Here is a 25,469-nt window from a genome sequence, read left to right as displayed (position 1 = left end):
ACCAAAGCCTTAGCGCCGCAGATCAGTGCGCCAGGATGGCCAGCAGCAGCAGCGCCACGATGTTGGTGATCTTGATCATCGGGTTCACCGCGGGGCCCGCCGTGTCTTTGTAGGGATCACCCACCGTATCGCCCGTCACCGCGGCCTTGTGGGCATCGCTGCCCTTGCCGCCGTAATGGCCTTCCTCGATGTACTTCTTGGCGTTGTCCCAGGCGCCGCCGCCCGTCGTCATCGAGACGGCGACGAAGAAGCCGTTCACGATCACGCCCAGCAGCATCGCCCCCAGCGCCGAGAAGGCGGAGGCCTTCCCCGCGATGGCGTAGATGAGGAAATACCAGACGATCGGGCTGAGCACCGGCAGCAGCGAGGGGATGATCATCTCCTTGATCGCCGCCTTGGTCAGCATGTCCACCGCGCGGCCGTAATCCGGCTTCTCGGTGCCCGCCATGATGCCCGGCTTCTCGCGGAACTGGCGCCGGACCTCCTCGACCACGGACTGCGCCGCGCGGCCCACCGCCGTCATGCTCATGCCGCCGAAGAGGTAGGGCAGCAGCCCGCCGAAGAGCAGCCCGACCACGACGTAGGGATTGGCCAGCGAGAAGTCGATCGCCCCGATTCCCGCGAAATACGGATAGGCCGCCGGATTGGCGATGAAGTAGGCGAGGTCCTGCGTATAGGCCGCGAAGAGCACCAGCGCGCCGAGGCCCGCCGAGCCGATCGCATAGCCCTTGGTCACCGCCTTGGTCGTGTTGCCCACGGCGTCCAGCGCGTCGGTGGTGACGCGGGTCTCGGGGGGCAGCCCGGCCATCTCGGCGATGCCGCCGGCATTGTCCGTCACCGGGCCGAAGGCGTCGAGCGCCACGATCATGCCGGCCAGCGCCAGCATGGTCGTCGTCGCGATGGCGATGCCGTAGAGGCCGGCCAGGCTGAAGGAGCAGATCACGCCGGCGATGATGATGAGCGCTGGGATGGCCGTGCTCTCCATGCTGACGGCGAGGCCGCGGATCACGTTGGTGCCGTGGCCCGTCTGCGAGGCCTCGGCGATGCTCTTCACCGGGCGGAACTGCGTGCCGGTGTAGTATTCGGTGACGATGACGATGCAGGCCGTCACCGCGAGGCCGACCGCCCCGCAGAGGAACAGGCTGAAGGCGCCGAAGCTGTGCCCGCCCGCGACCGATGTCCCGGTGCCGAAGAAGATGAAGGAGAGCGGCAGCAGCGCGGCCAGGCTGAGCACGCCCGTCACGATCACGCCGCGGTACATCGCGCCCATGATCGACTGGTTCGCCGGCAGCTTCACGAAATAGGTGCCGACGATGGAGGTCAGGACACACACCGCCCCGATCGCCAGCGGAAAGAGCATCGCGTTGACGCGGCCCTCGGCCGAGAAGCTGATCGCCGCGAGGACCATGGTGGCGACGGCCGTCACCGCATAGGTCTCGAAGAGATCGGCCGCCATGCCGGCGCAGTCGCCCACGTTGTCGCCGACGTTGTCGGCGATGGTGGCAGGGTTGCGAGGGTCGTCCTCGGGAATGCCCGCCTCGACCTTGCCGACCATGTCGCCGCCCACGTCGGCGCCCTTGGTGAAGATGCCGCCGCCGAGGCGGGCGAAGATGGAGATGAGGGAAGCGCCGAAGCCGAGGGCGACCAGGCTGTCGATCACGACGCGGTCATTGACCGCGAATCCGCCGATCACGACCAGCACGAAGAAGTAGATGGCGACCCCCAGCAGGGCGAGGCCGGCCACCAGCATGCCGGTGATGGCGCCCGACTTGAAGGCGAGGTCGAGCCCCGCGGCGAGGCCGTGCGTGCTGGCCTCGGCCGTGCGCACATTGGCCCGGACCGAGACGTTCATGCCGATGAAGCCCGCCAGGCCGGAGAGCACCGCGCCGATCAGGAAGCCGATGGCGACCGTCCCGCCCAGCAGCGCAAAAACCAGGATAAACAGCACGATGCCCACCGCCCCGATGGTCATGTACTGCCGTTTCAGATAGGCGGAGGCGCCTTCCTGGATGGCCTGCGCGATCTCCTGCATGCGCGCGTTGCCGGCCGGCTTGGCCATGATCTCCTTGGTGGTGATCCAGCCATAGGCGAGCGACGTCGCCCCCAGCAGGATCACCAGCAACAACGTCACTGTGATCACTTAGACTCCCCTCTTTCCATTGTTTCGCCGCCTTCGAGAGGCGATTCCCTGAAGGTTAGGCCGCGCCCCGGCCGCGGCGCAACAGAACGCGCCCGCCCTCGCGCCCCGGGCGTTTTTGTGGTTTGACCCTGGCCCATTCGTCATCCGCCCGGCCTGGAGCCCTCAGAATGAACCTCGACGCCATCCCCATCGGCAAGAATCCGCCGGACGACCTGAACGTCATCATCGAGGTCGGGATCGGCGGCGAGCCCATCAAATACGAGATGAACAAGGAGGCCGGCGTCCTCTTCGTCGACCGCTTCCTGCACACGCCGATGCGCTACCCCGGCAATTACGGCTTCGTGCCGCACACGCTGAGCGACGACGGCGACCCGATCGACGTGCTGGTGGCCAATACCCGGCCCATCGCACCGGGGGCGGTGATCAACGTCCGCCCGGTCGGCGTGCTGAAGATGGAGGATGACGGCGGCGGGGACGAGAAGATCATTGCCGTCCCCTCGCCCAAGCTCACCAAGCGCTACGTGAACGTGCACACGATCACGGACCTGCCGCAGATCACGCTCGACCAGATCCGCCACTTCTTCGAGCACTACAAGGATCTGGAGCCTGGCAAGTGGGTGAAGGTCATCGGCTGGGGCGGGGCGGATGAGGCCAAGGTGCTGATCCGCGAAGCGATCGAGCGGGGCAAGACGGCCGGCTGAATTCCGGCCCGGGAGGCGGCGCGGCGTCTTGCCGCCACGCCCTGAATCGCCCCACAAACCGAATCCCTTTGCGCCCGTAGCTCAACTGGTCAGAGCGGGCCGCTCATAACGGCTTGGTTGCGGGTTCAAGTCCTGCCGGGCGCAGGGGGGATGTCGCCGGGGATTCCGGCACCCTCGGACAACCTTCACCGCCTTACCGGGTTTTCACCCGGGGGGCGCGCGTCCAAGCCCGCTCCGAACCACCGGAGGGCAGCATGAGCGACAGGCATATCGACAGCAGGGTTCCGGACATGGATCCGCGGGCACCTCAGGTGCTCACGACGGCCAAGCCCGAGGAAGGGGCGGCCAAGGGCGAAGGCTGGATGGTGATCCGGGCCCTTCTGCTGATCCTGGGCGGCATCGCCATCGTCAGCTACGTGATGATGACCCTCGCCAACATCGACAACTGACGCCAGGCGAGGCCGCCTCCCGCTCGCACGCCGGGCGGGAAATTTTCGTGGACATGCAACCTCTAGTATCCTACGGACATTGCGACGACGGCAGGGCCCCCGCCCTGCCGCGGAGCGGAAGGGCGTTCCCCTTGTCTTCCGCTTCCCTGGAAAGGTCCGATCGCATGCCCCAAGTCCGTTCCGCCCCGCCAGTCATGATTCCGAGCACTCGCCGGACGCGCGTGATCCGTTCCAGCAAGCCCGAGGAGGGCTCGATCGAAGGCGAGTTCTGGGTCGTCGCGCGCGCCGTGGCCCTGCTGATCAGCGGGATCGTGATCCTCGGCTGGATTCTGAGCTGAGAGGCCTGACCGCCTAGATTCGCAGCCGTTCTGGGATCGGAAGCCCCAGCCGGTTGGGTACGGGCCATTCCTCGCGCACCGTGCGAAGTTTCTGAAATCCCGCCTTGATATAATTGGGCAACGCGCGCGGATGGTCGGCCGTGCAGGTGTTCACCGTCAGCGCGGAGCAGTTTTCGGCCCAGGCGGCCGCGATGGCGTGGTGCAGGAACGGCATGCCGACGCCGAGCCCGATCCCCCGCCCCATCAGCCCGAAATAGGCGAGGTTGATCACCGGCCAGGTGCGCCGGTCGAGCTCGTAGAAGCCGAGCTCCCCGTTCCCGTCACGCAGCACGCTGATGCTGATCGCCCGGTCATGGAGGATCGAGTCCAACTCGCCGTCGGTCAGCGTCCGGCGCAGCCACCAGACATAGTCGTTGCCGACAGCGGTGTAGAGCTGCCGGTAGTGGGCCACGCTGCAGCGCGGGAAGAGCCGCTCCACCTCCAGCCCGGCCGGCAGGGCCGGCCCGCGCCCCTTGGGTGCCCGGTCCATCCGCAGGAAGGTGACGTCTACGGCGATCCGCGTGGTGGGTTCGACCAGCCTTATCACAGCGGGCCGGATCATGTTTCCAGGAAGCTGCGGAGCTTGCGGGAGCGGCTGGGGTGCTTGAGCTTGCGCAGCGCCTTGGCCTCGATCTGGCGGATGCGCTCGCGCGTCACGTTGAACTGCTGGCCGACCTCTTCGAGCGTGTGGTCGGTGTTCATGCCGATACCGAAGCGCATGCGCAGCACGCGCTCCTCGCGGGGCGTGAGGCTGCCGAGCACGCGGGTGGTGGCCTCGCGCAGGTTGGACTGGATCGCGGCATCCAGCGGGATGATCGCGTTCTTGTCCTCGATGAAGTCGCCGAGATGGCTGTCCTCCTCGTCGCCGATCGGCGTCTCGAGCGAGATCGGCTCCTTGGCGATCTTCAGGACCTTGCGCACCTTCTCCAGCGGCATGCCGAGCTTCTCGGCCAGCTCTTCCGGCTGAGGCTCGCGGCCGATCTCGTGCAGCATCTGCCGGCTGGTGCGGACCAGCTTGTTGATCGTCTCGATCATGTGGACCGGGATGCGGATGGTCCGCGCTTGGTCGGCGATCGAGCGCGTGATGGCCTGGCGGATCCACCAGGTCGCATAGGTCGAGAACTTGTAGCCGCGGCGGTACTCGAACTTATCCACCGCCTTCATCAGACCGATATTGCCCTCCTGGATCAGGTCCAGGAACTGCAGGCCGCGGTTGGTGTACTTCTTGGCGATGGAGATCACGAGGCGCAGGTTGGCCTCGATCATCTCCTTCTTCGCCTGGTTCATGTCCCGCTCGCCGGCGGAGACCGTCTTGTAGACGCGGCGGAACTCCCCGACCGGCAGGCCGGTGGCGGCCGCGATGGCGCCGATCTCGACGCGGACCTGCTCCAGGTCGTCGCGCGCCTTGAGGACGAAGGCCGGCCAGGCCTTGCCCTTCAGCTTCGCCACGCGGTCCAGGAAGGCTGGATCCAGCTCGGCGCCGATCCAGTGCTCCAGGAATTCCTCGCGGCGGACCTTCTGGGCCAGCGCCATGCGCAGCACCTGGCCGTCCAGCGTGTTGAGCTTGCGGTTCAGCGCCTTGAGCTGCTCGACCAGCTCCTCGATGCGGTTGTTGTGGAGGTGGACCTTCTCGACGAGGGTCACCAGCTCCTGGCGGGACTTCTCGTAGGTCTTCTCGGACCGGCCGATCAGCTCCTCGCCGGAGGTATAGAGGTCCATCCGCTTCGAGGAGAGCTTGGTCAGCTTGGTGAAGATCGTCTGGATGGCCTCAAAATTCGCGAGGACCTCCGGCTTCAGCTTCTCCTCCAGCGCGGAGAGCGACAGGCCGACATTTTCGCCCTCCTCGCCTTCCTCGAACTCCTCCGGCTCCGGGGGCGTGCCCTCGGGGTTGTCGGCGTTGTTGGTGGCCTCGAGGTCGATCACGTCCCGCAGCAGCATGCGGCCTTCCTTGACCGCGTCGTGCCAGGCAACGATGGCCTTGAAGGTGAGCGGGCTCTCGCAGAGCCCGCCGATCATCATGTCGCGGCCGGCCTCGATGCGCTTGGCGATGGCGATCTCGCCCTCGCGCGAGAGCAGCTCGACGCTGCCCATCTCGCGGAGGTACATGCGGACGGGGTCGTCGGTGCGGCCGAGGCTTTCCTCGTCGACGTTGCCGCCGGACTCCTCGTCCTCCTTCTCTTCGCCCTCGCCCTCGGCCTTGGGGGTCTTGGTCTCGGTCTCCTCGCCCTCCTCGGCCTCGACGACGTTGATGCCGGCCTCGGACAGGGAGGACAGGGTGTCCTCGATGAATTCGGAGCTCACCGTCTCCTGCGGCATGGCGGCGTTCACCTCGTCATAGGTGACGTAGCCGCGCTCCTTGCCGCGGGCGATGAGCTTCTTGACGGCGGCGGAGGTGATATCGAGCAGCACGCCCTCGACCGCTTCCTCGCGGGCCTCGGCCGTCTCGCCGCCATTCGCCGTCTTGCTCGCCATCCGCTGCTCCATCGCCACTAACGCTGCCGGGGGGAACCCCCTACTCTATATCAAGTCGTCTCGTTTGGCTCGGCCTCGGCCTCGCCCCGCCGAAGCGCGTCGAGCGCCTCGGTCAGCCGGATCAGCCGGGTCTGGGTGGCCAGGTCGCCCTGGGCCTCGAACGCGTCGCGGGCTGCCCGAGCATCCTCGGCCAGCTCCGCCTCGCCTCGCAGGAAACCAAAGAACTGCCAGAACGCATCCAGCGCCTCCTTGGGCTGCCCCCCTGGTCCCGCCTCGCGTGGCAGGTCAGGAACCTTCAAGACCCATTGGCTGGCTGATGCGGCCCCACCGTTGGCGAGGTGGGCGATCAACTCTCCGGAGTCAAGGCGTGAAGCCTCGGGAACCCAGGCCAATAGCGCATTCCTCACCTGCTGTGGCGCTCCTTCGGGCAGGTCCAGGAGCGAGAGCGGCTCCTCGATGTCGTGCAGGAGCTCCGGATGGTGGATGCAGATGGCGAGGAGGATGCGCGCCCGCTTGGCCTGCGCGGCCTCGCGATCGGGCTCCGGGCGGGGATGGCGGGGCGTGGCCCGCAGGCCCGGACGCTTGGTGAGCGAGAAGAAGCGGTCGAGCAGGGAACGGCGGAATTCCGCGGCCAGCGCCTTGTCCGGGATGGTCTGCGCTGCGGCGCTGAGCCGGTTGCGCAGGGCGGCCCGGCCCTCGGGGCTCTCCGGCACCTTGCCACCGATGATCAGGGAGAACAGCGCCTCGGAGAGCGGCTGAGCAGCATCGAGCGCGGACTGGAAGGCGCGCGGGCCGCCCTTGCGGATCAGCGTATCAGGGTCCTCGCCGGCGGGGAGTGTCACGAAGCGCAGGGTCCGCTCGGGGGCAAGCATGGGCAGGGCCAGTTCGGCGGCGCGGGCGGCGGCGCGGGAGCCGGCGGCGTCGCCGTCGAAGCAGAGGATGGGCTCGGGGCTGACTTGCCAGAGGGCTTGCATCTGCTCCTCGGTCAGCGCGGTGCCGAGGGGGGCGACCGCACCGGTGAAGCCCGCCTGGTGCAGGGCGATCACATCCATGTAGCCCTCGGAGACAATCAGTTTCGCGCCGCGGAAGACGCCCTCGCGCGCCAGGTCCAGCCCGTAGAGGTTGCGGCGCTTGGAGAAGAGCGCCGTCTCCGGCCCGTTCACGTATTTCGGCTGGCCGTCGCCGAGGATGCGGCCGCCGAAGCTCACGCTGCGGCCGCGCCGGTCGCGGATGGGGAACATCACGCGGTTGAAGAAGAGGTCGACCGCGCGGCCCTCCTCGCGCTCCTGCATGAGGCCGGCCTCGAGGAGCTGGGGCTGCTGGATGCCCTCCTCGCGCAGCTCGGCGGCCAGCGCGCCGCGCCCGGCGCCGGACCAGCCTAGGCCGAATTTTTCGATCGTCTCGTCGGTCAGGCCGCGCTTGCGGAGATAGGCCAGGGCCTCGGCACCCTCGGGCATGCGGAGGCGTCTGGCGTAGGCGGCCTCGGCGGCCTGGAGCACGCCGTGCAGGTCGCGGGCGCGGCGGTCGCGGGCGGCGGCCTCGGGGGTGGGCTTGGGGACCTCGAGCCCGGCCTCGCCGGCCAGTCGCTCGACGGCCTCCATGAAGCCGCCGCCCTCGGCCCGCATCACGTAGGCGAAGGCATCGCCATGCGCGCCGCAGCCGAAGCAATGGAAGCTGTCGTCATAGACGTAGAAGGAGGGCGACTTCTCGCTGTGGAAGGGACAGAGGCCCTTCCAGTTGCGGCCGGATTTCGACAGGCGCACGCGACGGCCGACCAGCCCGGGCATGGGGGTCCGGGCGCGCAACTCGTCGAGGAAGCTGGGAGGGAGCGCCATGGGGGCGGGGAAATTAGGGCGCGGCGCGGCGAAGATCGAGTCTAGACACCCAGCCGCTCGACATTCGCCCGATACCGCTGCTCCAGCGCCACGACCATGCGGAAGAGCTCCTCGCGCAGGCCCTGGGGCGCCACGGCGATGACGCCCTGGCCTGGCCGCTCGGTCTCAGGAAACCAACGCATGACCATCTTGAATTTTCAGAAATTCCTGAACATACTGTCTCCCATGGACCTACCCCCCGCCACCACCGCCTTCGTCCTGCATTTCGGCGAGATGGGCTCCCGCTGGGGCATCAACCGCACCGTCGGCCAGATCTACGCCCTCCTCTTCCTCTCCGACCGCCCCCTCAACGCCGACGAGATCGTCGCCGCCCTCGGCTTCTCCCGCTCCAACGTCTCCATGGGCCTCAAGGAGCTGGAGAACTGGCGCCTCGTGAAGCTCCAGCACCTCCCCGGCGACCGGCGCGAGCATTTCTCCACCCCCGAGGACGTCTGGCAGATCGTCCGCATCCTCGCCGAGGAGCGCCGCAAGCGGGAGATCGACCCCACCCTCTCGCTCCTGCGCGACGTGCTCCTGCAGAAGCCCGCGACGGAGGCCGAGCGCCACGCCCAGGCCCGCATGCACAGCCTGCACGACGTCATTTCCTTGCTGACGGGCTGGGCCCATGACGTGCAAGGTCTCCCCGACGAGCGGCTCATCGCGCTGCTGAAGATGGGCGGCCGCGTCGCCAAGGTCCTGGAGGCCACCGACCGCTTCCAGCAGATCGTCACCGGCAAGGGTCGCCGAAAGAATGCGACCAAAGAGAAGGACGCCTGACCGATGGACCCGATCCTGCTCGCCCGCATGCAGTTCGCGGCCAATATCTCCTTCCACATCCTCTTCCCCACCGTGACGATTGCCCTCGGCTGGGTGCTGCTCTTCTTCAAGCTGCGCTTCGACCGCACGCAGGATGCGGCCTGGATGGATGCCTACAAGTTCTGGGTGAAGGTTTTTGCCCTGTCCTTCGCCGTGGGCGTGGTCTCGGGCGTCACCATGAGCTTCCAGTTCGGCACCAACTGGCCGGGCTTCATGGAGAAGGTGGGCAATGTGGCGGGGCCCCTGCTGGCCTATGAGGTGGTGACGGCCTTCTTCCTCGAGGCCTCCTTCCTCGCCGTCATGCTCTTCGGCTACGGCCGCGTGCCCAACTGGGTGCACACGCTGGCGACCGTCCTCGTGGCCGGCGGCACCACGCTGTCCGCCTTCTGGATCCTGGTGCTGAACTCCTGGATGCAGACCCCGGCGGGCTTCGAGATCCGCGACGGCGTGGTCCACGCGACCGACTGGCTGGCGATCCTGTTCAACCCGTCGATGCCCTATCGCGTGGTGCACATGCTGCTGGCCTCGGGGCTGACCGTCTCCTTCCTGGTGGCGGGACTTTCCGCCTGGCGCTGGCTGCGCGGCGACCGTGCGGCCGGCGTGGAGCGGGCGTTGAAGACGGGCGTGATCCTGGCCGCCATCCTCATCCCCCTCCAGATCCTCGCCGGCGACCAGCACGGGCTGAACACGCTCGAGCACCAGCCGCAGAAGGTCGCGGCCATGGAGGCGATCTGGGAGACCGAGAGCCGCGCCGCCCTGCGCCTCTTCGCCTGGCCCGACGAGGCCACCCGCAGCAACCGCTACGTGATCGAGATTCCCACGCTGGCGAGCTGGATCCTGACCCACTCCGCCGACGGCACCATCCGCGGCCTCAATGAGTTCGTCGGCAACCACCCGCCGGTGGCGCCGCTCTTCTTCGCCTTCCGCATCATGGTGGGCGTGGGGATGCTGATGCTGGCCGTCTCCTGGTGGGGTGCCTGGGTGCTGCGGCGGCGCGGCGTCACGCCCTGGCTCGCGCGGCTGCTGATCCCCATGACCTTCTCCGGCTGGGTCGCGACGCTGTCGGGCTGGTACGTCACCGAGATCGGCCGCCAGCCCTGGCTCGTCACCGGCGTGCTGCGCACGAGCGAAGCCGCCGGCCCCGTGCCGGCGCACACGATCGGCGCCTCGCTCGCCATCTACATCCTGCTCTATGCGGGGCTGCTGCTCGCCTACATCCTGACGCTCATGTACCTCGCCCGCCGGCCCGACGCGCCGGAGCCCGAGGAGGTCGGAGGCCAGGATCCCCTCAACCCCGCGCCGGCGGAGTGACGATCATGGACACGCTTCCCGACGGCGCCTGGCTGCCGATCGTCTTCGCGGGGCTCATGGCTATCGCCATGCTGGCCTATGCGGTGCTGGACGGCGCCGATCTCGGCGTCGGCATCTGGCTCCGCGCCACGCCCGACGAGGCCACGCGCGACCGCATGGTCGCCAGCATCGGCCCCTTCTGGGACGCCAACGAGACCTGGCTGGTGCTGGGCGTCGGAATCCTGCTCACTGCCTTCCCTCGGGCGCATGGCGTGGTGCTGACGGCGCTCTACATCCCCGTGGTGCTGATGCTGGCCGGGCTGATCCTGCGCGGCGTCGCCTTCGAGTTCCGCGTCAAGGCGCCTCCCGTCCAGAAGCCGCGCTGGGACTTCGCCTTCCAGGCGGGCTCCATCGTCGCGGGCTTCTGCCAGGGCTGGATGCTCGGCTCCTACATCCTCGGCTTTGCCGAGGGCTGGGGCCCCTTCCTCTTCGCCATGCTGACGGGAGTCTTCGTCCTGGCCGGCTATGCGCTGATCGGCGCCTCCTGGCTGGTCTGGCGCTGCGAGCACGACCTGCAGGAGATGGCCGCGCGCTGGGCTAGGCGCGCGCTCTACGCCACCTGGATCGGCGTGATCGTGGTGAGCCTCGTCACGCCGTGGGTCAGCCCGCGCATCTTCGAGCGCTGGTTCGGCCTGCCGCAGATCTTCGGCCTCGCGCCGATCCCGCTGGCGAGCGGCGCGCTGTTCCTGACGCTGCACATCTTCCTGCGCCGCTTCCCGCGCGCCGACAGCTCGCTGGACTGGGTGCCCTTCGTGGCGACGGCGGTGATCTTCGTGCTCTGCTTCCAGGGGCTGGCCTACAGCTTCTGGCCCTATATCGTGCCGGAGCGGCTGACCATCTTCGAGGCCGCGAGCGCGCCGGAATCGCTGATCATCATCCTGGTTGGCGCGGTGGCGGTACTGCCGATGATCGCGGTCTACACCTTCTTCATCTGGCGCATCTTCGGCGGGAAGGCGCGGGAGCTGAAATACTATTGAGCCTTTCCCGCCGGACGTTCCTGGCCGGCGCGGCGGGCCTCGCCGGCTGCGCCACCCTGCCCGAACCCCGTAGCTGCGCGACGGCCAATGCCCTGATACGGGTGGTCTCGCGCTCCTGGCACACCGAGATCGCGGTGCCGGCGGAGTCCATGGGCAGCTTCGCCGCCACCTATCGCGGCGCGACCACGCTGATGTTCGGCTTCGGCAAGCGCAACTTCATGATCTCTCCGGCGCGCGGGCTGCCGGAATGGCTGGCGGGGCCCTTCGCCGGACCCGGCATCATGCAGGTCACCGCGCTGTCCGTGCCGCCCGAGGAGGCGATGGCGGCGACCGTCCTCACCCTGCCGCTGGACGATGCCGGACTGCGCCGGCTGACGGAATCGCTGTGGGACAGCTTCCGGCTGACGGCCGAGGGGCATCCCGTCTTCGTCAGCAGCCTGCGCGGCAGCGATTTCTACGAGGCCGCCGAGGGCTACAGCCTGGACCACACCTGCAACGCCTGGACGGCCCGAAGGCTCGCCATCGCGGGCTTTCCGATCCGCTCCGAGGGGGTGGTGCTGTCCGGCGAGGTCATGCGGCAGGTCGTGGCGCTGCCCGTTGCCTGTCGCCCGATCTTCGCCCGCGGCTGATCAGCGCGTCGGCGCGGGGCCCGAGGCCGCGACCACATGCTCGCGCGAGGGGGCGGAGCCGAAGCTCAGGCTCGGGCTGCAGGCAGAAACGAGGAGGAGGCCGGCGAGCAGCGCCACGGCGCGGAAACGGGTCATCTACATTCTCCCAAAGGCGGTCGGTCAGGGAATTCCGGCCGGGCGCGGAGGTTGCGCCAGGCTGGAACGATAGCTGCGCCGTTTCGATTGCCAAGCTGCGTCCGGAGGGCTAAGCGGCCGGTCATGAAGCCCGCCGAAATCCAGGCCGTCCAGGCCCATCTCCGCAAGCTGCTCGGCAGCCCGAACCTCATGATCCGGGCGGCGCAGACCCGCAACGGGCCGGTGGAGGTGCTGGCCGGCGCGGAGACGATCGGCACGGTGGACCGCGACGCCGAGGACGGTGAGGTGGCGTACCACGTCACCATCACCGTGCTCGCCGAGGACCTCCCCAACCAGTAAGCGTCAGCCGCCCAGCGCGGCCTTCACCGCCGGGCCGGCCTTGGCCATGTCGAGGCTGGCCGCGTGCTTCGCCTTCAGCGCCGCCATCACCTTGCCCATGTCCTTGATCGTGGTCGCGCCCGTCTCCGCCACGGCGGCGGCGACGGCGGCCTGGAGGCCGGCCTCGTCCATCTGGGCCGGCAGGAAGCTCTCGATCACGGCGATCTCGGCCTCCTCCTTGGCGGCGAGTTCCTCGCGGCCGCCCTGGCGGTAGAGCTCCACCGACTCGCGCCGCGACTTCGCCATGCCGCGGAGCATGGCGATGATCGCCGGCTCCTCGATCGGCGGGCCGGGGCGGGCGGCGATGTCCGTGTCCTTCAGCTTGGCCGTGATCATGCGCAGCGTGCCGGTGGTCACGGCGTCGCGGGCCAACATGGCGGTCTTGAGCTCGGCGGTGAAACGGCTCCGCAAGTCCATCTTCAAATTCCCTTGCAAATCATGATTCCGTAGCGAAATTCCCAGATCACGCGCCTCCGCCTTGATCTGGGAAGTAATTTCCCACATAGTCTAACCCATGCGCAGCGTGGAAGACATCCTTGCCCTCCTGGGTGGGGCCGAGGCCGCCGCCGGCCAGCTCAAGGTCGGCACCGAGGCCATCCGCAAGTGGCGCCAGTCCCGGGCCATCCCGGCCAAGCACTGGCCCGCCATCCTGGCCGCCACCGGCCTTTCCCTCTCCGATCTGGCCGGAACGCCCGCCCCCTCTCAGGACACGACCATGCCGAACACCCCGCCCGACGGCGCCACCGCCTGCCTCGCACTCGACGACGGCGCGGTCTTCTGGGGCTGGGGCTTCGGCGCCCACGGCACCCAGGTCGCCGAGATCTGCTTCAACACGGGGCTGACCGGCTACCAGGAGACGCTGACCGATCCGTCCTATGCCGGGCAGATCATCAACTTCACCTTCCCGCATATCGGCAATGTCGGCACCAATGTCGAGGACATGGAGGCGACGACGCCCGTCGCCCGCGGCCTCGTCGTCAAGCAGGACGTCACCGAGCCGGCCAACTACCGCGCCACGCTGCATCTGCAGGACTGGCTGAAGCGCCACAACATCCCGGGCATCGCCGGCGTGGACACGCGCGCCCTGACCGCCCGCATCCGCGACGGCGGCGCGCCCAACGGCGTGCTGAGCTTTCCTGCCGACGGCCGCTTCGACCTCGAGGCGCTGGTGGCGCAGGCCAAGGCCTGGCCGGGGCTGGAGGGGATGGACCTCGCCAAGGATGTGACCGCCCGCCAGTCCTACCAGTGGGACGAGACCGTCTGGTCCTGGGGCAAGGGTTTCGGGAAGCAGGTCGCGCCGAAGCACAAGGTCGTGGCGATCGACTACGGCGCCAAGCGCAACATCCTGCGCTGCCTCGCCGATGCCGGCTGCGCCGTGACGGTGCTGCCCGCGACGGCGACCGCGGAGGAGATCCTGCGCGAGAAGCCGGACGGCGTCTTTCTTTCCAATGGCCCCGGCGATCCCGCGGCGACGGGCGTCTATGCCGTGCCCGCCATCCAGGGCGTGTTGAAGGCGGAGGTGCCGGTCTTCGGCATCTGCCTCGGCCACCAGCTGCTGGCGCTGGCGCTGGGCGCCAAGACCTACAAGCTCGACCGCGGTCATCGTGGCGCGAACCAGCCGGTGCAGGACCTGACCACCGGCAAGGTCGAGATCACCAGCCAGAACCACGGTTTTGCCGTGGATGCCGCGACCCTGCCCGAGGGCGTGACGGTCACCCATGTCAGCCTCTTCGACGGTTCCAACGAGGGAATCGCGGCGCCGGGGCAGAACGCCTTCTCGGTGCAGTATCACCCCGAGGCCAGCCCCGGCCCGAGCGATAGCCACTACCTCTTCCACCGTTTCGTGGGGATGATGGACAAGGCCAAAGCAGCGGCCTGAACCAACAGGGAAGGAAACGCGGATGTTCGATCTCAGCGGGCGCGTCGCGCTCGTCACCGGCGGCAATGGCGGAATCGGGCTTGGGCTCGCGAAGGGCCTCGCGGCCTGCGGCGCGCGCGTGGTCGTCACGGGGCGCGACAAGGACAAGAACGACGCTGCGCTGAAGGAACTCGGCGGCAAGTCGCACGCCATCGCGGCGGACCTCTCTCAACCCGGCGAGACCGATCGCGTGCTGGCGGAGACGCTGGCGCTGGGCGACGGCCTCGCCATCCTCGTGAACAATGCCGGCACGAACCTGCGGGCACCGCCGGACGAGGTGACGGACGAGCAGTGGAACACCGTGCTCGAGATCAACCTCAATGCCATGATGCGCCTGACCCGTGCGGCCTATCCGGCGCTGAAGGCGAGCGGGCATGGGCGCGTGATCAACACGGGCTCGATGCTCTCCATCTTTGGCGTGGTCTTCTCGCCCGCCTATGGCGCGAGCAAGGGCGCGGTGGTGCAGTACACCAAGTCGCTGGCGGTGGCCTGGGCCAAGGACGGCATCACCGCCAACTCCATTCTTCCGGGCTGGATCGACACCGATCTCACGCGCCGCGCGCGGCAGTATTCCAGCACCCTGCACGACAGCGTGCTGAACCGCACGCCGATGGGCCGCTGGGGCGATCCTTCCGACTTCATCGGCATCGCGGCCTTCCTGGCCAGCGACGAGGCCGCCTTCATCACCGGGACCGCCATCCCGATCGATGGCGGCTTCTCGACGCAGGGCTGACATGCCCGCGCCCGAAACCCTGCTGGTCTTCGCGGCCATCTCGCTCGGCATGGTGCTCACGCCCGGGCCGAACATGGTCTATCTCGTCAGCCGCTCCATCTCGCAGGGGCGGCTCGCGGGGCTGATGTCGCTGGTGGGAGTGGCGCTGGGCTTTGTCTTCTACATGCTCTCGGCGGCGCTCGGCCTCACGGCCTTCCTGGCGACGGTGCCGCTCGCCTATGACACGGTGCGCTTCGCGGGCGCGGCCTATCTCCTGTATCTCGCGTGGCAGGCCTTCACCGGTCGCTCCTCGCCCTTCGCGCCGCGCGACCTGCCGCGGCACGACATCAGGCGGCTGGTGGTCATGGGCTTCGTCACCAACCTGCTCAATCCCAAGATCGCGGTGATGTACCTCTCGCTGCTGCCGCAGTTTATCGATGCCGAGCGCGGCGGGATCTTCGGGCAGGCGGTGGCGCTGGGCTTCACACAGATCTGTGTGAGCGTCGCCGTCAACGCGGCGATCGTGCTGGCGGCGGCGCATGTGGCCTCCTTCCTCGCGGGCCGCCCGCTCTTCGCGCGGATGCAGCGCTGGATCATGGGCACGGTGTTGGCCGGGCTGGCCGCGCGTATGGCCGGCGAGGCGCGGCCCTGATGCCTTCGATCGAATCCCTGCTGGTCTTTTCCGCCCTTTCGATCGGCCTCGCGATCACGCCGGGCCCGAACATGCTCTACCTCGTCAGCCGCGCGCTGGCGCAGGGGACGCGGGCGGGGATGATCTCGCTGGCCGGCTGCGCCCTGGGCTCGGCCACCATCATGCTCTGCGCGGCGGCGGGGATCACGGCGGCGCTGCTGGCCATCCCCTATGCCTGGGATGCGATGCGGATCGGCGGCGCGGCCTATCTGGCCTGGATGGCTTGGCAATGCCTGAAGCCCGGCGCCGAGCCGCTCTTCGCGCCGCGCACCCTGCCGCGCGAGCCCGACGGAAAGCTCTTCGCGGTCGGCTTCGCCACGGCGGCGCTGAATCCGAAGGTCGCGCTCTTCTACATGGCGGTGCTGCCGCCCTTCATCGACGCCTCGGCCGGCAACGTGCTGGCGCAGGGCGCGGTGCTGGGCGCGCTGCAGGTCGGCATCGGCGCTATCTTCGACGCGCTGCTGGTCTATGGCGCAGCCGGCGCGGCGCGCTTCCTGGCGACCCGCCCGGTCTGGCTCGCCGCTCAGCGCTATGTGCTCGGCATCGCGCTGGCGCTGATCGCGGCCAAGCTTGCGCTCGGCGACAGCTTTCGCGGGGCGCGCGGCTGATGGCCGCCGGTTTCGCCTGGATCGGCGGGATGCTTGTCGCGATCTTCGCGGCGATCGTGCTCACCACGGCCATCCGCCGCGTCATTCCCGTGCTGGAGGCGGCGCTCGGCCTCTCCATGTTCGTCATGGGCTTCGCCCTGCACATGTCGGGCTTCTTCACCGGCTCGGGCCCCTGGCCGGTCTTCCTCATCGTCGCGGTGAGCCATGCGGTCGCCGGCTGGGCCATCTGGCAGCGCGAGCGGATCCGCGGGGCATGAGCAGCATCAGCCTCAACTTCGACCCGCTGCTCTACGGCGCGGCCATCGCGCTCCTGGTGGCGCTGCTCGGCACGCCCGTGCTGTGGCGCCTGCTGCGCGGCGTGCCGCATGCAGGGCGCGCGCTGGCGGTGAACCTCGCCTGCATGGGGCTCGCCGGACTGCTCGGCCTGCCCTTCGCCTTCGCCTCCAACCGCCTCGCGGAGACGGTGCTCTTCGCCGTCGTCCTCTCCGCCGCGCTGCAAGGCGCCCTCTTCCTCATCCTTCTTCTCTTCTCGCCCAAAAGGCCCTGATCCCCATGCCGAAGCGCACCGACATCCAGTCCATCCTCATCATCGGCGCCGGCCCCATCGTGATCGGCCAGGCCTGCGAGTTCGACTATTCCGGCGCGCAGGCCTGCAAGGCGCTCCGGGCCGAGGGCTACCGCGTCATCCTCGTGAACTCGAACCCCGCCACGATCATGACCGATCCGGGCCTGGCAGACGCGACCTACATCGAGCCCATCACCGTCGAGATCGTCGAGAAGATCATCGCCAAGGAGCGCCCCGACGCGCTGCTGCCGACCATGGGCGGCCAGACCGCGCTCAACACCGCGCTGAAGTTGGCCGAGGCCGGCGTGCTGGAGAAGTACGGCTGCGAGCTGATCGGCGCCAAGGCGGAGGTCATCGACAAGGCGGAGGACCGGCAAAAGTTCCGCAATGCGATGACCAAGATCGGCATCGAGAGCCCCAAGAGCGAGATCGCGCATACGATGGAGGAGGCCTGGGCCGGCCTCGCCATCGTCGGCCTGCCCTGCGTCATCCGGCCGAGCTTCACCCTGGGCGGCACGGGCGGCGGCATCGCCTACAATCGCGAGGAATTCGAGCAGATCGTGGGCGCCGGCCTCGCTGCGTCCATGACATCAGAGGTCCTCGTCGAGGAATCCGTGCTGGGCTGGAAGGAGTACGAGATGGAGGTGGTCCGCGACACCGCGGACAACTGCATCATCGTCTGCTCCATCGAGAACCTGGACGCGATGGGCGTGCACACCGGCGACTCCGTGACCATCGCGCCGGCGCTGACGCTGACCGACAAGGAATACCAGCGCATGCGCGATGCCAGCATCGCCTGCCTGCGTGAGATCGGCGTGGACACCGGCGGCTCCAACGTGCAGTTCGGCATCAACCCGGTGGACGGCCGCATGGTCGTCATCGAGATGAACCCGCGCGTCTCGCGGTCCTCGGCGCTGGCCTCCAAGGCCACGGGCTTCCCGATCGCCAAGATCGCGGCGAAGCTCGCCGTCGGCTACACGCTGGACGAGCTCAAGAATGACATCACCATGGTCACGCCGGCCAGCTTCGAGCCGACGATCGACTACGTGGTCGTGAAGATCCCCCGCTTCACGTTTGAAAAATTCCCGGGAACGCCGGCGACGCTGACCACCTCCATGAAGTCGGTCGGCGAAGCCATGGCCATCGGCCGCTCCTTCGCGGAGGCGCTGCAGAAGGGCCTGCGCAGCCTGGAGACGGGCCTCTCCGGCCTGGACGAGGAATTGCCGCCCGGCGACGGCAGCGCGGAGGCGTTTCATGCTTCCCTCGCCATCCCCCGGCCCGACCGCATCCTCACCGTCGCCCAGGCGCTGCGTGCCGGTGTCTCGGTCGAGGACATCCACACCGCCTGCAAGTTCGACCCCTGGTTCATCCGCGAGATCGAGCGGATCGTAAATGCGGAAAAGGTCATCAAGGCCAAGGGCCTGCCTGCCACCGCGCAGACCATGCGCCAGGCGAAGGCGCTTGGCTTCTCCGACAAGCAGCTCGGCAAGCTCGTCGGCAAGAGCGAGCCCGACGTCGCGGCGCTTCGGGAAAAACTGGGCGTGCGCCCGGTCTTCAAGCGTATCGACACCTGCGCGGCCGAGTTCGCCTCCGACACGCCCTACATGTACTCGACCTATGAGGGCGGCTTCGGCGAGCCCGTCTGCGAGTCCCGCCCCACCGACCGCCAGAAGGTCGTCATCCTAGGCGGTGGGCCGAACCGCATCGGCCAGGGCATCGAGTTCGACTATTGCTGCGTCCATGCCTGCTACGCGCTGAAGGAAGCGGGCTTCGAGACCATCATGGTCAACTGCAACCCGGAGACGGTCAGCACCGACCCCGAGACAGCCGACCGCCTCTACTTCGAGCCGCTGACTTCCGAGGACGTGATCTCGCTGATCCGCAAGGAGCAGCAGAACGGCACGCTGCTCGGCTGCATCGTGCAGTATGGCGGGCAGACGCCGCTGAAGCTGTCGCAGGCGCTGGACAAGGCGGGCATCCCCATTCTCGGCACTAGTGCCGAGGCCATCGACATCGCCGAGGATCGCGAGCGCTTCCAGCTTCTGCTCAAGGGCCTCGGCCTGCAGCAGCCGCGCAACGGCATCGCCCGCACGCTGGACGAGGCGGTGATCGAGGCCGGGCGCATCGGCTATCCGGTGGTCGTGCGACCCAGCTACGTGCTGGGCGGCCGCGCCATGGAGATTGCCTACAATGCCGAGCAGCTCCGCCGCTTCGGCGCCGAGGCGGTGCGCGTCTCGGGCGAGAATCCCATCCTCATCGACCAGTACCTGCAGGACGCGATCGAGGTGGACGTGGACTGCGTCGCCGACTTCGACGGGGCGGTCTATGTCGCCGGCGTGATGGAGCACATCGAGGAGGCCGGCATCCATTCCGGCGACAGCGCCTGCTCGCTGCCGCCCTATTCCCTGCCGCCCGCCATCGTCACCGAGCTCAAGGCGCAGACCGAGGCGATGGCCCGCGCCCTCAAGGTGCGTGGGTTGATGAATACCCAGTATGCCGTGAAGGATGGCGAGATCTTCGTCCTCGAGGTGAACCCGCGCGCCAGCCGCACCGTTCCCTTCGTCGCAAAGGCGACCGGCGTGCCCGTGGCCAAGATCGGCGCCCGCGTGATGGCCGGCGCGAAGCTCGCCGAATTCAACCTCGACGACGACGCGGTCGCCACGCATGTCGCGGTGAAGGAGGCGGTCTTCCCCTTCAACCGCTTCCCCGGCGTGGACGTGCTGCTCGGGCCGGAGATGAAATCCACAGGCGAGGTCATGGGTCTCGACACCAGCTTCGAGCGCGCCTTCCTCAAGTCGCAGCTGGGCGCCGGCGTGAAGCTGCCGGAGAGCGGCACGGCCTTCGTCTCCGTCCGCGAGGGCGACAAGGCCGCCGCCGTCACCATCGCGCGACGGCTGGCGGGCCTCGGCTTCAGGATCATGGCGACCCGCGGCACGGCGGCGCGCCTGCGCGAGGCCGGGCTGGACGTCGCCGTGGTGAACAAGGTGCTGGAGGGCCGGCCCCATTGCGTGGACGCGATCAAGTCCGGCGAGATCCAGATCGTGATCAACACCTCGGGCGGCGGCCGCAGCGTGACGGACAGCTTCGACATCCGCCGGTCGGCCCTGACGCAGGGGGTGCCGCACTATACCACCATCGCCGGCGCCCGGGCCGCGGCGGGGGCCATCGCGGCCCTCCGTGCGGGAACACTTGATGTCGCCCCGCTCCAATCCTACTCTACGGCGTCGTTCTGACAGATACTTACCCCTGGGCGGGGGCGATCAGGCCCCCACCCTTCTCCTCGCTCGCCGGCGTTTTTCGCAACGGGGTTGCCGGCGGGAGAGGCTTTGCTGCGAAGGAAGACCCTGCCGTGCAGAAGTTCCCCATGACCGCCGAGGGGCTGGCCAAGCTGGAAGAGGAACTGAAGCAACTGAAGTCCGTCGAGCGCCCCGCGATCATCGTGGCGATCGCGGAAGCGCGGGCGCATGGCGATCTCTCGGAGAATGCCGAGTACCATGCCGCGCGCGAGCGTCAGTCCTTCATCGAGGGCCGCCTCGCGGAGCTCGAATCCATCATTCCTTCCGTCGAGGTCATCGACGTCTCCAAGATGAGCGGCAGCCAGGTGCGCTTCGGCGCCCGGGTGACGATCGTCGACGAGGAGACGGAGAAGGAGACGACCTATCGCATCGTTGGCCAGTACGAGGCCGACATGAAGACGGGCTCGATCTCGCTTTCCTCCCCCCTCGCGAAGGCGCTGATGGGCAAGAAGGTCGGCGACAGCGTGGAGGTGCCCGCCCCCGGCGGCGCCCGCGCGATCGAGATCACCGCGGTCGCGTTCTAAAGCGATGCCTGTATCGCTGGCTGATGTGCGCGCCGCGGCGGCGCGCATCCACGGGCGCGTGCTGCGCACGCCGAGCATCCGGAACCCCGCCGTCGACACCGCCTGCGGCGCCTCCGTCTTCCTGAAGCTCGACAACCTCCAGGCCGTCGGCGCCTTCAAGGAGCGCGGCGCGGCCAACCGCCTCGCGCTGCTGACGGAGCGCGAGCGCGTCGCCGGCGTCATCGCCATGTCGGCCGGCAACCACGCGCAGGCGGTGGCGCGGCATTCGACGCTGCTCGGCATCGCCTCCACCATCGTGATGCCGAAGTTCACGCCCTCCACGAAGGTCATGCGCACCGAGGGCTTCGGCGCGCACGTCGTCCTGCACGGCGAGACGCTGGCCGAGGCGGCCGCGCATGCCCACCAGCTCGCGCGCGAGCGCGGCCTCACCTTCATCCACCCCTATGACGACCCCGCCGTGATCGCGGGACAGGGCACCATGGCGCTCGAGATGCTCGAGGACGCCCCGGAGCTCGACGCCATGATCCTGCCCGTGGGCGGCGGCGGCATGGTCGCCGGCTGCGCCGTCGTCGCGGCGGAGCTGCGGCCAGAGGTGAAGGTGTTCGGCGTCGAGGTCGAGGGCTACCAGGCCATGCGCCAGCGCCTCGCCGGCGAGCCCGTGCATGTCGGCGGCCCCACCATCGCCGAGGGCATCGCGGTGCGCGACGTGGGCGAGCAGCCGGTCGAGATCCTGAAGCGCCTCGGCGTCGAGGTGCTCATGGTGACGGAGCGCGCCGTCGAGCAGGGCATCGCCCTGCTGGCCGAGGGCGCCAAGACCGTGGCCGAGGGCGCGGGCGCGGCCGGCGTCGCGGCCATCCTGAGCTACCCGGAGCGCTTCGCCGGCAAGCGGATCGCCACCCCCGTCTGCGGCGGTAACATCGATCCGCGCATCCTCTCCAACGTGCTGCTGCGCAACCTGCTGCGCGACGGGCGGCTGCTGCGGCTGCACCTGGACATCCCGGACCGGCCGGGCGTGCTGGCCGACATCGCCACGCGCGTGGCGGCGGCCGGCGGCAACGTCATCGAGGTGAGCCACCAGCGCCTCTTCGCGGCGCCCTCCGTGCAGACCGCCGAACTCGAACTCATGATCGAGGTGCGCGACCGGGCGCAGGCGGATGCGATCGTCGCGGCGCTGGAAGCGGGCGAGTACGTCGTGCGGCGCGGGTGACGTGAGAGGGGCTTCGCCCCCTCACACTCCCCCCCACCAGGGACTACAAGCCCCTGGACCCCTTCACCGCATGAAATCGGGCTCGATCAGGCGCGGCAGCAAGAGCGCCATGTCGGGCCAGACGATCAGCAGCGCCAGCACCGCCAGCATCGGGATCAGCATGATGCCGGTGTCCTTCAGCGCATCGATCACCCGCATCTTCGCCACAGCGCAGGCGATCAGCAGGCACAGTCCGTAGGGTGGCGTCACCAACCCGAAGGCGAGGCTCACGATCCCGATCATCGCGAAATGCACCGGGTGCAGCCCCGCCTGCATCGCGATCGGCTGGAGGATCGCGCCCACGATGATGATCGCCGGGATCGCGTCCAGGAAGCAGCCCACCACCAGGAAGACGCCGGCGATGAAGAAGCCCGTCGCGATCGGACCCATCCCCCAGGCCATGACGCCCGACATCAGCGCCTGCGGGATGTTGTAGAAGGCCAGCATCCAGCCGAAGGCGCTCGCCGTGCCCACGCAGAACAGCGTGATGGCGGACAGCTTCCCTGTCTCGCTGAAGGCCTCGTAGAGCTGCCGCCGGCCCATCTCGCGATAGACCACCAGCGAGAGGAGGCCCGCATAGAGCACTGCGATGCAGGCGCTCTCCGTCGCCGTGAACCAGCCGAAGATCTTGCCGCCGATGATGATGAAGGGCGTCATCAGCGCCGGGACCGAGACGACAAGGGACGCCCCCACCTCGCGCAGGGTCGCGCGCGGATAGGTCGGATAGCCGCGCCGCACCGCATAGACATGCACCGTGCCCATCTGGGCGAAGCCGATGAGCAGCCCGGGCAGGATGCCTGCCAGGAAGAGCGCGCCGATCGAGACGGTCAGCACGCCGCCCCAGACGATCATCAGGATCGAGGGCGGGATGATCACGGCCAGCACCGCCGAGACGGCCGTGATGGCGACGGAGAAGCTGTCGTCGTAGCCCTCCCGGCGCTGCGCCTCGATGAAGAGCTTCGCCTGGCTCGCCGCATCCGCCGTCGAGCTGCCGGAGATGCCCGCGAAGAAGATCGACAGCACCACGTTCACCTGCGCCAGCCCGCCCGGGAAATGCCCCACCAGCGCGCGCGAGAAGCGCAGCAACCGGTCGGTGATGCCGCCGATGTTCATCAGGTTCGCCGTCAGCAGGAAGAACGGGACGGCAAGCAGGATGAAGCTGTTGTAGGCGTTGAAGGTCTCCTGCAGCAGGACCATCGGCCAGAGGTGCGGCTCGATCAGCAGGATGGGCAGGCAGGCCAGCCCCAGCGCGACGGCGACCGGCACGCGCAGCGCCAGCAGCCCGAAGAAGATGCCGAAGAGGATCCAGGCCGCCTGGCCCGCCGAGAGGACGGCGCTGCCCATCAGACGTCTCCCCGGCCGAGGAGGATCTGAATGTCGTCCCACATCCGCTCGCCGGCGAAGAGCAGCCAGGTGAAGCCCGCGATGGGCCAGGCAATGTGGATCACCCAGAGCGGCCATTCCGCGAGCTCGCTGATGCGGTACCAGGCGAATTCGGTGAACTCGATGCCCCACCAGAGGAAGACGCCGGCGAAGATCAGCACGAAGACGCCGGAGAGGATGTCCAGCGCCGCCTTCTTCTTCCCCGAGAGCGAGGGGAAGAGGTCGACGACGAAATGCGAGCCCTCGCGCACGCCGATCATGGCGCCGATCATGATCATCCAGACCAGCAGGAAGCGCGCGGCCTCCTCGGTCCACAGGTAGCGCGGCAGCCAGTCGGTGAAGCGCGCGAAGACCTGGAGCGTGACGGGGATGATGAGGATCGCGACCGTCGTGACCAGCAGCAACTCGAGGAAGCGGCTGTAGGCGGTGGTCAGGCGGCGGAACGCGCCGCGGGCCGTGGAAGGGGACATGTCATTCCGTTCGGGGAAGAATGAGGATCGCAGGGGGACCGTCCGCGCGGCCCGATGCGGCCGCGCGGATCGCGAGGACGGATGCGCCTCTAGCCAGTCACCGCGTTGATGCGGGCGAGCATGTTCTCCGCCTCGATCTCGCGGGCGTAGGCGGCCATGACGGGCGCCACCGCCGCCTGCATCTGGTCGCGTCCGGAGAAGGGGATGCGGCGCAGCTTGCCCTCCCCTTCCAGCCGGACCAGCGTCGCTTCATCCTCCGTGCTCTCGGCCTGGCGGCCGAAGGCGCCGGCCTCGCGGCCCGCGCGGCGCACCGCCTCCTGCACCTCGCGCGGCAGCCGCGCGAAGGTCTGCGACGAGAAGCAGATGGGACGGATGGTGATGGCGTGCTGGGTCAGCGCCAGATGCGGCGCCACCTCGAAAAAGCGCATGTGCAGCACGCCCGCCGCCTCGTTCTCGCCGGCCTCCAGCACATTGTTCTGGATGGCATTGTAGATCTCGTTATAGGCGATGACCTGCGGCGCCATGCCGGCCGCCTGGAAGGTGCGGTTCCAGATCGCGGCACCCTGCACGCGCACGCGCAGGCCGCGCATCTCGGCGTTGTTCGAGACCGGCTTGTTCGCGAAGATGTTGCGCACGCCGCCGCCGGCATAGCCGATCAGCATGACGCGCGCCCGCCGCTCGATCTCGGTCGCCACCGGCGCCAGAAGGTCCTGGTCGATGACCTGGTTCCAGTGGTTCAGGTCGCGGAACAGGAAGGGCGCGTCGATGAAGGGCGCGGCGCGGCTGAAGGTGGACATGTGCGCCGGCGACACGATCCCGTAATCCACCGCCCGCCCGGCCGACATGTACTCGAAATACTGCTTCTCCAGCCCGAGGCTGGAATTGCGGTGCAGGATGAAGTTGATGGGCCGGTTGGCGTATTGCCTCACCAGCTCCTCGAAGCGGAGCAGCGCGCGGTTGAAGACGTGGTCGTCGTTGAACTGCACGGCGCCATTCAGGGTGATGGGCTGCTGCGCGCGCAGCACTGTGGGCGCGGCCAATAGGCCGGCGGCAGCGCCGGCCGCGAATACTCGGCGTTCCATGTTGTCCTCCCGGTCGTCCCCGGACGCTGTTTCGCGCCCTTGGGCCCAAGCCTATGACTTCAGCGTCAGGAAATGGAAGGATTCTGTTGCCCGGCCGGTCAGAACGGGACGCCGGCCGCGTTCTTGGCGGTCCGGATGGTCTGCAGCGTCTGCACCTTCAGCACATTGGCCGCACCGGTGAGCCGCCCGGTCAGTTCGTTCTCATGCGGGGTGCTCCGCGCCACCAGCCGGAGCAGAAAATCGCCGCCCCCCCGGATCATGTGGCACTCGCGCACCTCGGGCCAGGCGATCACCTCCGCCTCGAAGGCGTCGAGGATGGCCTGCTTCTGGCTCTCCAATCCGACGATCGCGAAGAAGGTGACCTCGAAACCGAGGGCCCCCGGCTCCACATCGGCATGGTAGCCGCGCAGCACGCCGGCCTCCTCGAGTCGCCGCACCCGGCGCAGACAGGGCGGCGCCGAGAGGCCCACGCGACTCGCGAGCTCCACATTGGTGATTCGCCCATCCGCCTGTAGTTCCGCGAGAATCCGCAGATCGATCGCGTCCAGTTCTGCCATGTGTCCCCAGATTGGTTTACGGCGCGTTGATTCGTTGCCTGATTTCCACTTATGACGCAATATCATTGCGGAAGCGGCGATATGCAAGCCGTAGCCTTGTCCCGCAGAGCAAGATGGGC

General features: G+C 68.3%; 27 protein-coding genes and 1 tRNA gene. 17 read left to right on the top strand and 11 right to left on the bottom strand.

What is annotated here, in order from left to right:
• Positions 1-22 precede the first annotated feature (22 nt).
• Positions 23-2,140 carry a sodium-translocating pyrophosphatase gene (locus tag AC1ROY_RS24565; RefSeq protein WP_493151538.1) on the bottom strand — a complete coding sequence of 706 codons (2,118 nt, stop codon included), beginning with the start codon at positions 2,138-2,140 and terminating at the stop codon, positions 23-25.
• Between the two features lie 167 nt (positions 2,141-2,307).
• Between AC1ROY_RS24565 and ppa the strand changes: the two genes are divergently transcribed.
• From ppa to AC1ROY_RS24550, 3 genes are all read left to right on the top strand, one after another.
• Positions 2,308-2,841, top strand: coding sequence for an inorganic diphosphatase (ppa, locus tag AC1ROY_RS24560; RefSeq protein ID WP_493151537.1), 534 nt, complete (start codon positions 2,308-2,310; stop codon positions 2,839-2,841).
• Positions 2,842-2,911: 70 nt separating this feature from the next.
• Positions 2,912-2,985, top strand: a tRNA-Ile gene (locus AC1ROY_RS24555).
• 110 nt (positions 2,986-3,095) lie between these two features.
• Positions 3,096-3,290 carry a hypothetical protein gene (locus AC1ROY_RS24550; protein WP_493151536.1) on the top strand — a complete coding sequence of 65 codons (195 nt, stop codon included), beginning with the start codon at positions 3,096-3,098 and terminating at the stop codon, positions 3,288-3,290.
• 351 nt (positions 3,291-3,641) lie between these two features.
• Here the strand turns inward: AC1ROY_RS24550 and AC1ROY_RS24545 are convergent, their stop codons facing one another.
• From AC1ROY_RS24545 to AC1ROY_RS24530, 4 genes are read right to left on the bottom strand one after another with little or no spacing between them, the layout of a single operon-like run.
• Entirely contained in the window at positions 3,642-4,229 is a 588-nt protein-coding gene (locus AC1ROY_RS24545) for a GNAT family N-acetyltransferase (protein WP_493151535.1), read from the bottom strand.
• Positions 4,226-6,139, bottom strand: coding sequence for an RNA polymerase sigma factor RpoD (rpoD, locus tag AC1ROY_RS24540; RefSeq protein WP_493151534.1), 1,914 nt, complete (start codon positions 6,137-6,139; stop codon positions 4,226-4,228). Before rpoD ends, AC1ROY_RS24545 begins: the two co-directional genes overlap by 4 nt.
• Positions 6,140-6,189: 50 nt before the next feature.
• Positions 6,190-7,974, bottom strand: a complete 1,785-nt coding sequence (dnaG, locus tag AC1ROY_RS24535; RefSeq protein ID WP_493151533.1) for a DNA primase — start codon at positions 7,972-7,974, stop codon at positions 6,190-6,192.
• A 41-nt stretch (positions 7,975-8,015) separates the two neighbouring features.
• The gene (locus AC1ROY_RS24530) at positions 8,016-8,156 is read right to left on the bottom strand and encodes a hypothetical protein (protein ID WP_493151532.1); all 141 of its coding nucleotides are present in this window, start codon (positions 8,154-8,156) and stop codon (positions 8,016-8,018) included.
• A 43-nt stretch (positions 8,157-8,199) separates the two neighbouring features.
• Here AC1ROY_RS24530 and AC1ROY_RS24525 point away from each other — a divergent pair, with 43 nt between their 5' ends.
• Genes AC1ROY_RS24525 through AC1ROY_RS24510 form a run of 4 tightly spaced genes read left to right on the top strand, consistent with a single transcriptional unit; the run spans position 8,200 to position 11,785 of the window.
• On the top strand, positions 8,200-8,790 hold the full coding sequence (locus tag AC1ROY_RS24525) for a GbsR/MarR family transcriptional regulator (protein ID WP_493151531.1): 591 nt from the start codon (positions 8,200-8,202) through the stop codon (positions 8,788-8,790).
• Between the two features lie 3 nt (positions 8,791-8,793).
• On the top strand, positions 8,794-10,140 hold the full coding sequence (locus tag AC1ROY_RS24520) for a cytochrome ubiquinol oxidase subunit I (RefSeq protein ID WP_493151530.1): 1,347 nt from the start codon (positions 8,794-8,796) through the stop codon (positions 10,138-10,140).
• A 5-nt stretch (positions 10,141-10,145) separates the two neighbouring features.
• Positions 10,146-11,156, top strand: coding sequence for a cytochrome d ubiquinol oxidase subunit II (locus AC1ROY_RS24515; RefSeq protein ID WP_493151529.1), 1,011 nt, complete (start codon positions 10,146-10,148; stop codon positions 11,154-11,156).
• Positions 11,153-11,785, top strand: a complete 633-nt coding sequence (locus AC1ROY_RS24510) for a DUF2459 domain-containing protein (RefSeq protein WP_493151528.1) — start codon at positions 11,153-11,155, stop codon at positions 11,783-11,785. Before AC1ROY_RS24515 ends, AC1ROY_RS24510 begins: the two co-directional genes overlap by 4 nt.
• Here the strand turns inward: AC1ROY_RS24510 and AC1ROY_RS24505 are convergent, their stop codons facing one another.
• Positions 11,786-11,920 carry a hypothetical protein gene (locus tag AC1ROY_RS24505; RefSeq protein ID WP_493151527.1) on the bottom strand — a complete coding sequence of 45 codons (135 nt, stop codon included), beginning with the start codon at positions 11,918-11,920 and terminating at the stop codon, positions 11,786-11,788.
• 123 nt (positions 11,921-12,043) lie between these two features.
• Between AC1ROY_RS24505 and AC1ROY_RS24500 the strand changes: the two genes are divergently transcribed.
• Positions 12,044-12,259, top strand: coding sequence for a DUF3126 family protein (locus AC1ROY_RS24500; protein ID WP_493151526.1), 216 nt, complete (start codon positions 12,044-12,046; stop codon positions 12,257-12,259).
• A gap of 3 nt (positions 12,260-12,262) precedes the next feature.
• On the opposite strand, the gene AC1ROY_RS24495 is transcribed toward AC1ROY_RS24500, so the two are convergent.
• Entirely contained in the window at positions 12,263-12,715 is a 453-nt protein-coding gene (locus tag AC1ROY_RS24495; protein WP_493151525.1) for a GatB/YqeY domain-containing protein, read from the bottom strand.
• 97 nt (positions 12,716-12,812) lie between these two features.
• Here AC1ROY_RS24495 and carA point away from each other — a divergent pair, with 97 nt between their 5' ends.
• From carA to AC1ROY_RS24450, 9 genes are all read left to right on the top strand, one after another.
• The gene (carA, locus tag AC1ROY_RS24490) at positions 12,813-14,177 is read left to right on the top strand and encodes a glutamine-hydrolyzing carbamoyl-phosphate synthase small subunit (RefSeq protein WP_493151524.1); all 1,365 of its coding nucleotides are present in this window, start codon (positions 12,813-12,815) and stop codon (positions 14,175-14,177) included.
• A 22-nt stretch (positions 14,178-14,199) separates the two neighbouring features.
• Positions 14,200-14,949, top strand: a complete 750-nt coding sequence (locus AC1ROY_RS24485) for an SDR family NAD(P)-dependent oxidoreductase (RefSeq protein WP_493151523.1) — start codon at positions 14,200-14,202, stop codon at positions 14,947-14,949.
• Position 14,950: 1 nt separating this feature from the next.
• Positions 14,951-15,580 (top strand): LysE family translocator, encoded by a 630-nt coding sequence (locus tag AC1ROY_RS24480; RefSeq protein ID WP_493151522.1) that lies wholly within the window; start codon positions 14,951-14,953, stop codon positions 15,578-15,580.
• Positions 15,580-16,227, top strand: a complete 648-nt coding sequence (locus AC1ROY_RS24475) for a LysE family translocator (RefSeq protein WP_493151521.1) — start codon at positions 15,580-15,582, stop codon at positions 16,225-16,227. The genes AC1ROY_RS24480 and AC1ROY_RS24475 overlap by 1 nt, the downstream gene beginning before the upstream one ends.
• Positions 16,227-16,484 (top strand): hypothetical protein, encoded by a 258-nt coding sequence (locus AC1ROY_RS24470; protein WP_493151520.1) that lies wholly within the window; start codon positions 16,227-16,229, stop codon positions 16,482-16,484. The genes AC1ROY_RS24475 and AC1ROY_RS24470 overlap by 1 nt, the downstream gene beginning before the upstream one ends.
• Positions 16,481-16,774, top strand: a complete 294-nt coding sequence (locus tag AC1ROY_RS24465; protein ID WP_493151519.1) for a hypothetical protein — start codon at positions 16,481-16,483, stop codon at positions 16,772-16,774. Before AC1ROY_RS24470 ends, AC1ROY_RS24465 begins: the two co-directional genes overlap by 4 nt.
• Positions 16,775-16,779: 5 nt before the next feature.
• Positions 16,780-20,025 carry a carbamoyl-phosphate synthase large subunit gene (carB, locus tag AC1ROY_RS24460; RefSeq protein WP_493151518.1) on the top strand — a complete coding sequence of 1,082 codons (3,246 nt, stop codon included), beginning with the start codon at positions 16,780-16,782 and terminating at the stop codon, positions 20,023-20,025.
• A gap of 116 nt (positions 20,026-20,141) precedes the next feature.
• On the top strand, positions 20,142-20,612 hold the full coding sequence (greA, locus tag AC1ROY_RS24455; RefSeq protein WP_493151517.1) for a transcription elongation factor GreA: 471 nt from the start codon (positions 20,142-20,144) through the stop codon (positions 20,610-20,612).
• 4 nt (positions 20,613-20,616) lie between these two features.
• Positions 20,617-21,819, top strand: coding sequence for a threonine ammonia-lyase (locus AC1ROY_RS24450; protein WP_493151516.1), 1,203 nt, complete (start codon positions 20,617-20,619; stop codon positions 21,817-21,819).
• A gap of 63 nt (positions 21,820-21,882) precedes the next feature.
• On the opposite strand, the gene AC1ROY_RS24445 is transcribed toward AC1ROY_RS24450, so the two are convergent.
• The 4 genes from AC1ROY_RS24445 to AC1ROY_RS24430 all read right to left on the bottom strand — a co-directional run bounded on the left by AC1ROY_RS24445 (position 21,883) and on the right by AC1ROY_RS24430 (position 25,350).
• Positions 21,883-23,202: a TRAP transporter large permease gene (locus AC1ROY_RS24445; protein ID WP_493151515.1), complete on the bottom strand. Its 1,320-nt coding sequence runs from the start codon at positions 23,200-23,202 to the stop codon at positions 21,883-21,885.
• The gene (locus tag AC1ROY_RS24440) at positions 23,202-23,711 is read right to left on the bottom strand and encodes a TRAP transporter small permease (protein ID WP_493151514.1); all 510 of its coding nucleotides are present in this window, start codon (positions 23,709-23,711) and stop codon (positions 23,202-23,204) included. The genes AC1ROY_RS24445 and AC1ROY_RS24440 overlap by 1 nt, the downstream gene beginning before the upstream one ends.
• An 89-nt stretch (positions 23,712-23,800) precedes the next feature.
• Positions 23,801-24,793 (bottom strand): TRAP transporter substrate-binding protein, encoded by a 993-nt coding sequence (locus tag AC1ROY_RS24435; RefSeq protein ID WP_493151513.1) that lies wholly within the window; start codon positions 24,791-24,793, stop codon positions 23,801-23,803.
• A gap of 98 nt (positions 24,794-24,891) precedes the next feature.
• Positions 24,892-25,350: an Lrp/AsnC family transcriptional regulator gene (locus tag AC1ROY_RS24430; RefSeq protein WP_493151603.1), complete on the bottom strand. Its 459-nt coding sequence runs from the start codon at positions 25,348-25,350 to the stop codon at positions 24,892-24,894.
• Positions 25,351-25,469 lie beyond the last annotated feature (119 nt).

Source organism: Roseococcus sp. GW821-FHT12F05, assembly GCF_058806835.1.
This window is presented reverse-complemented; position numbering and strand designations above follow the sequence as displayed.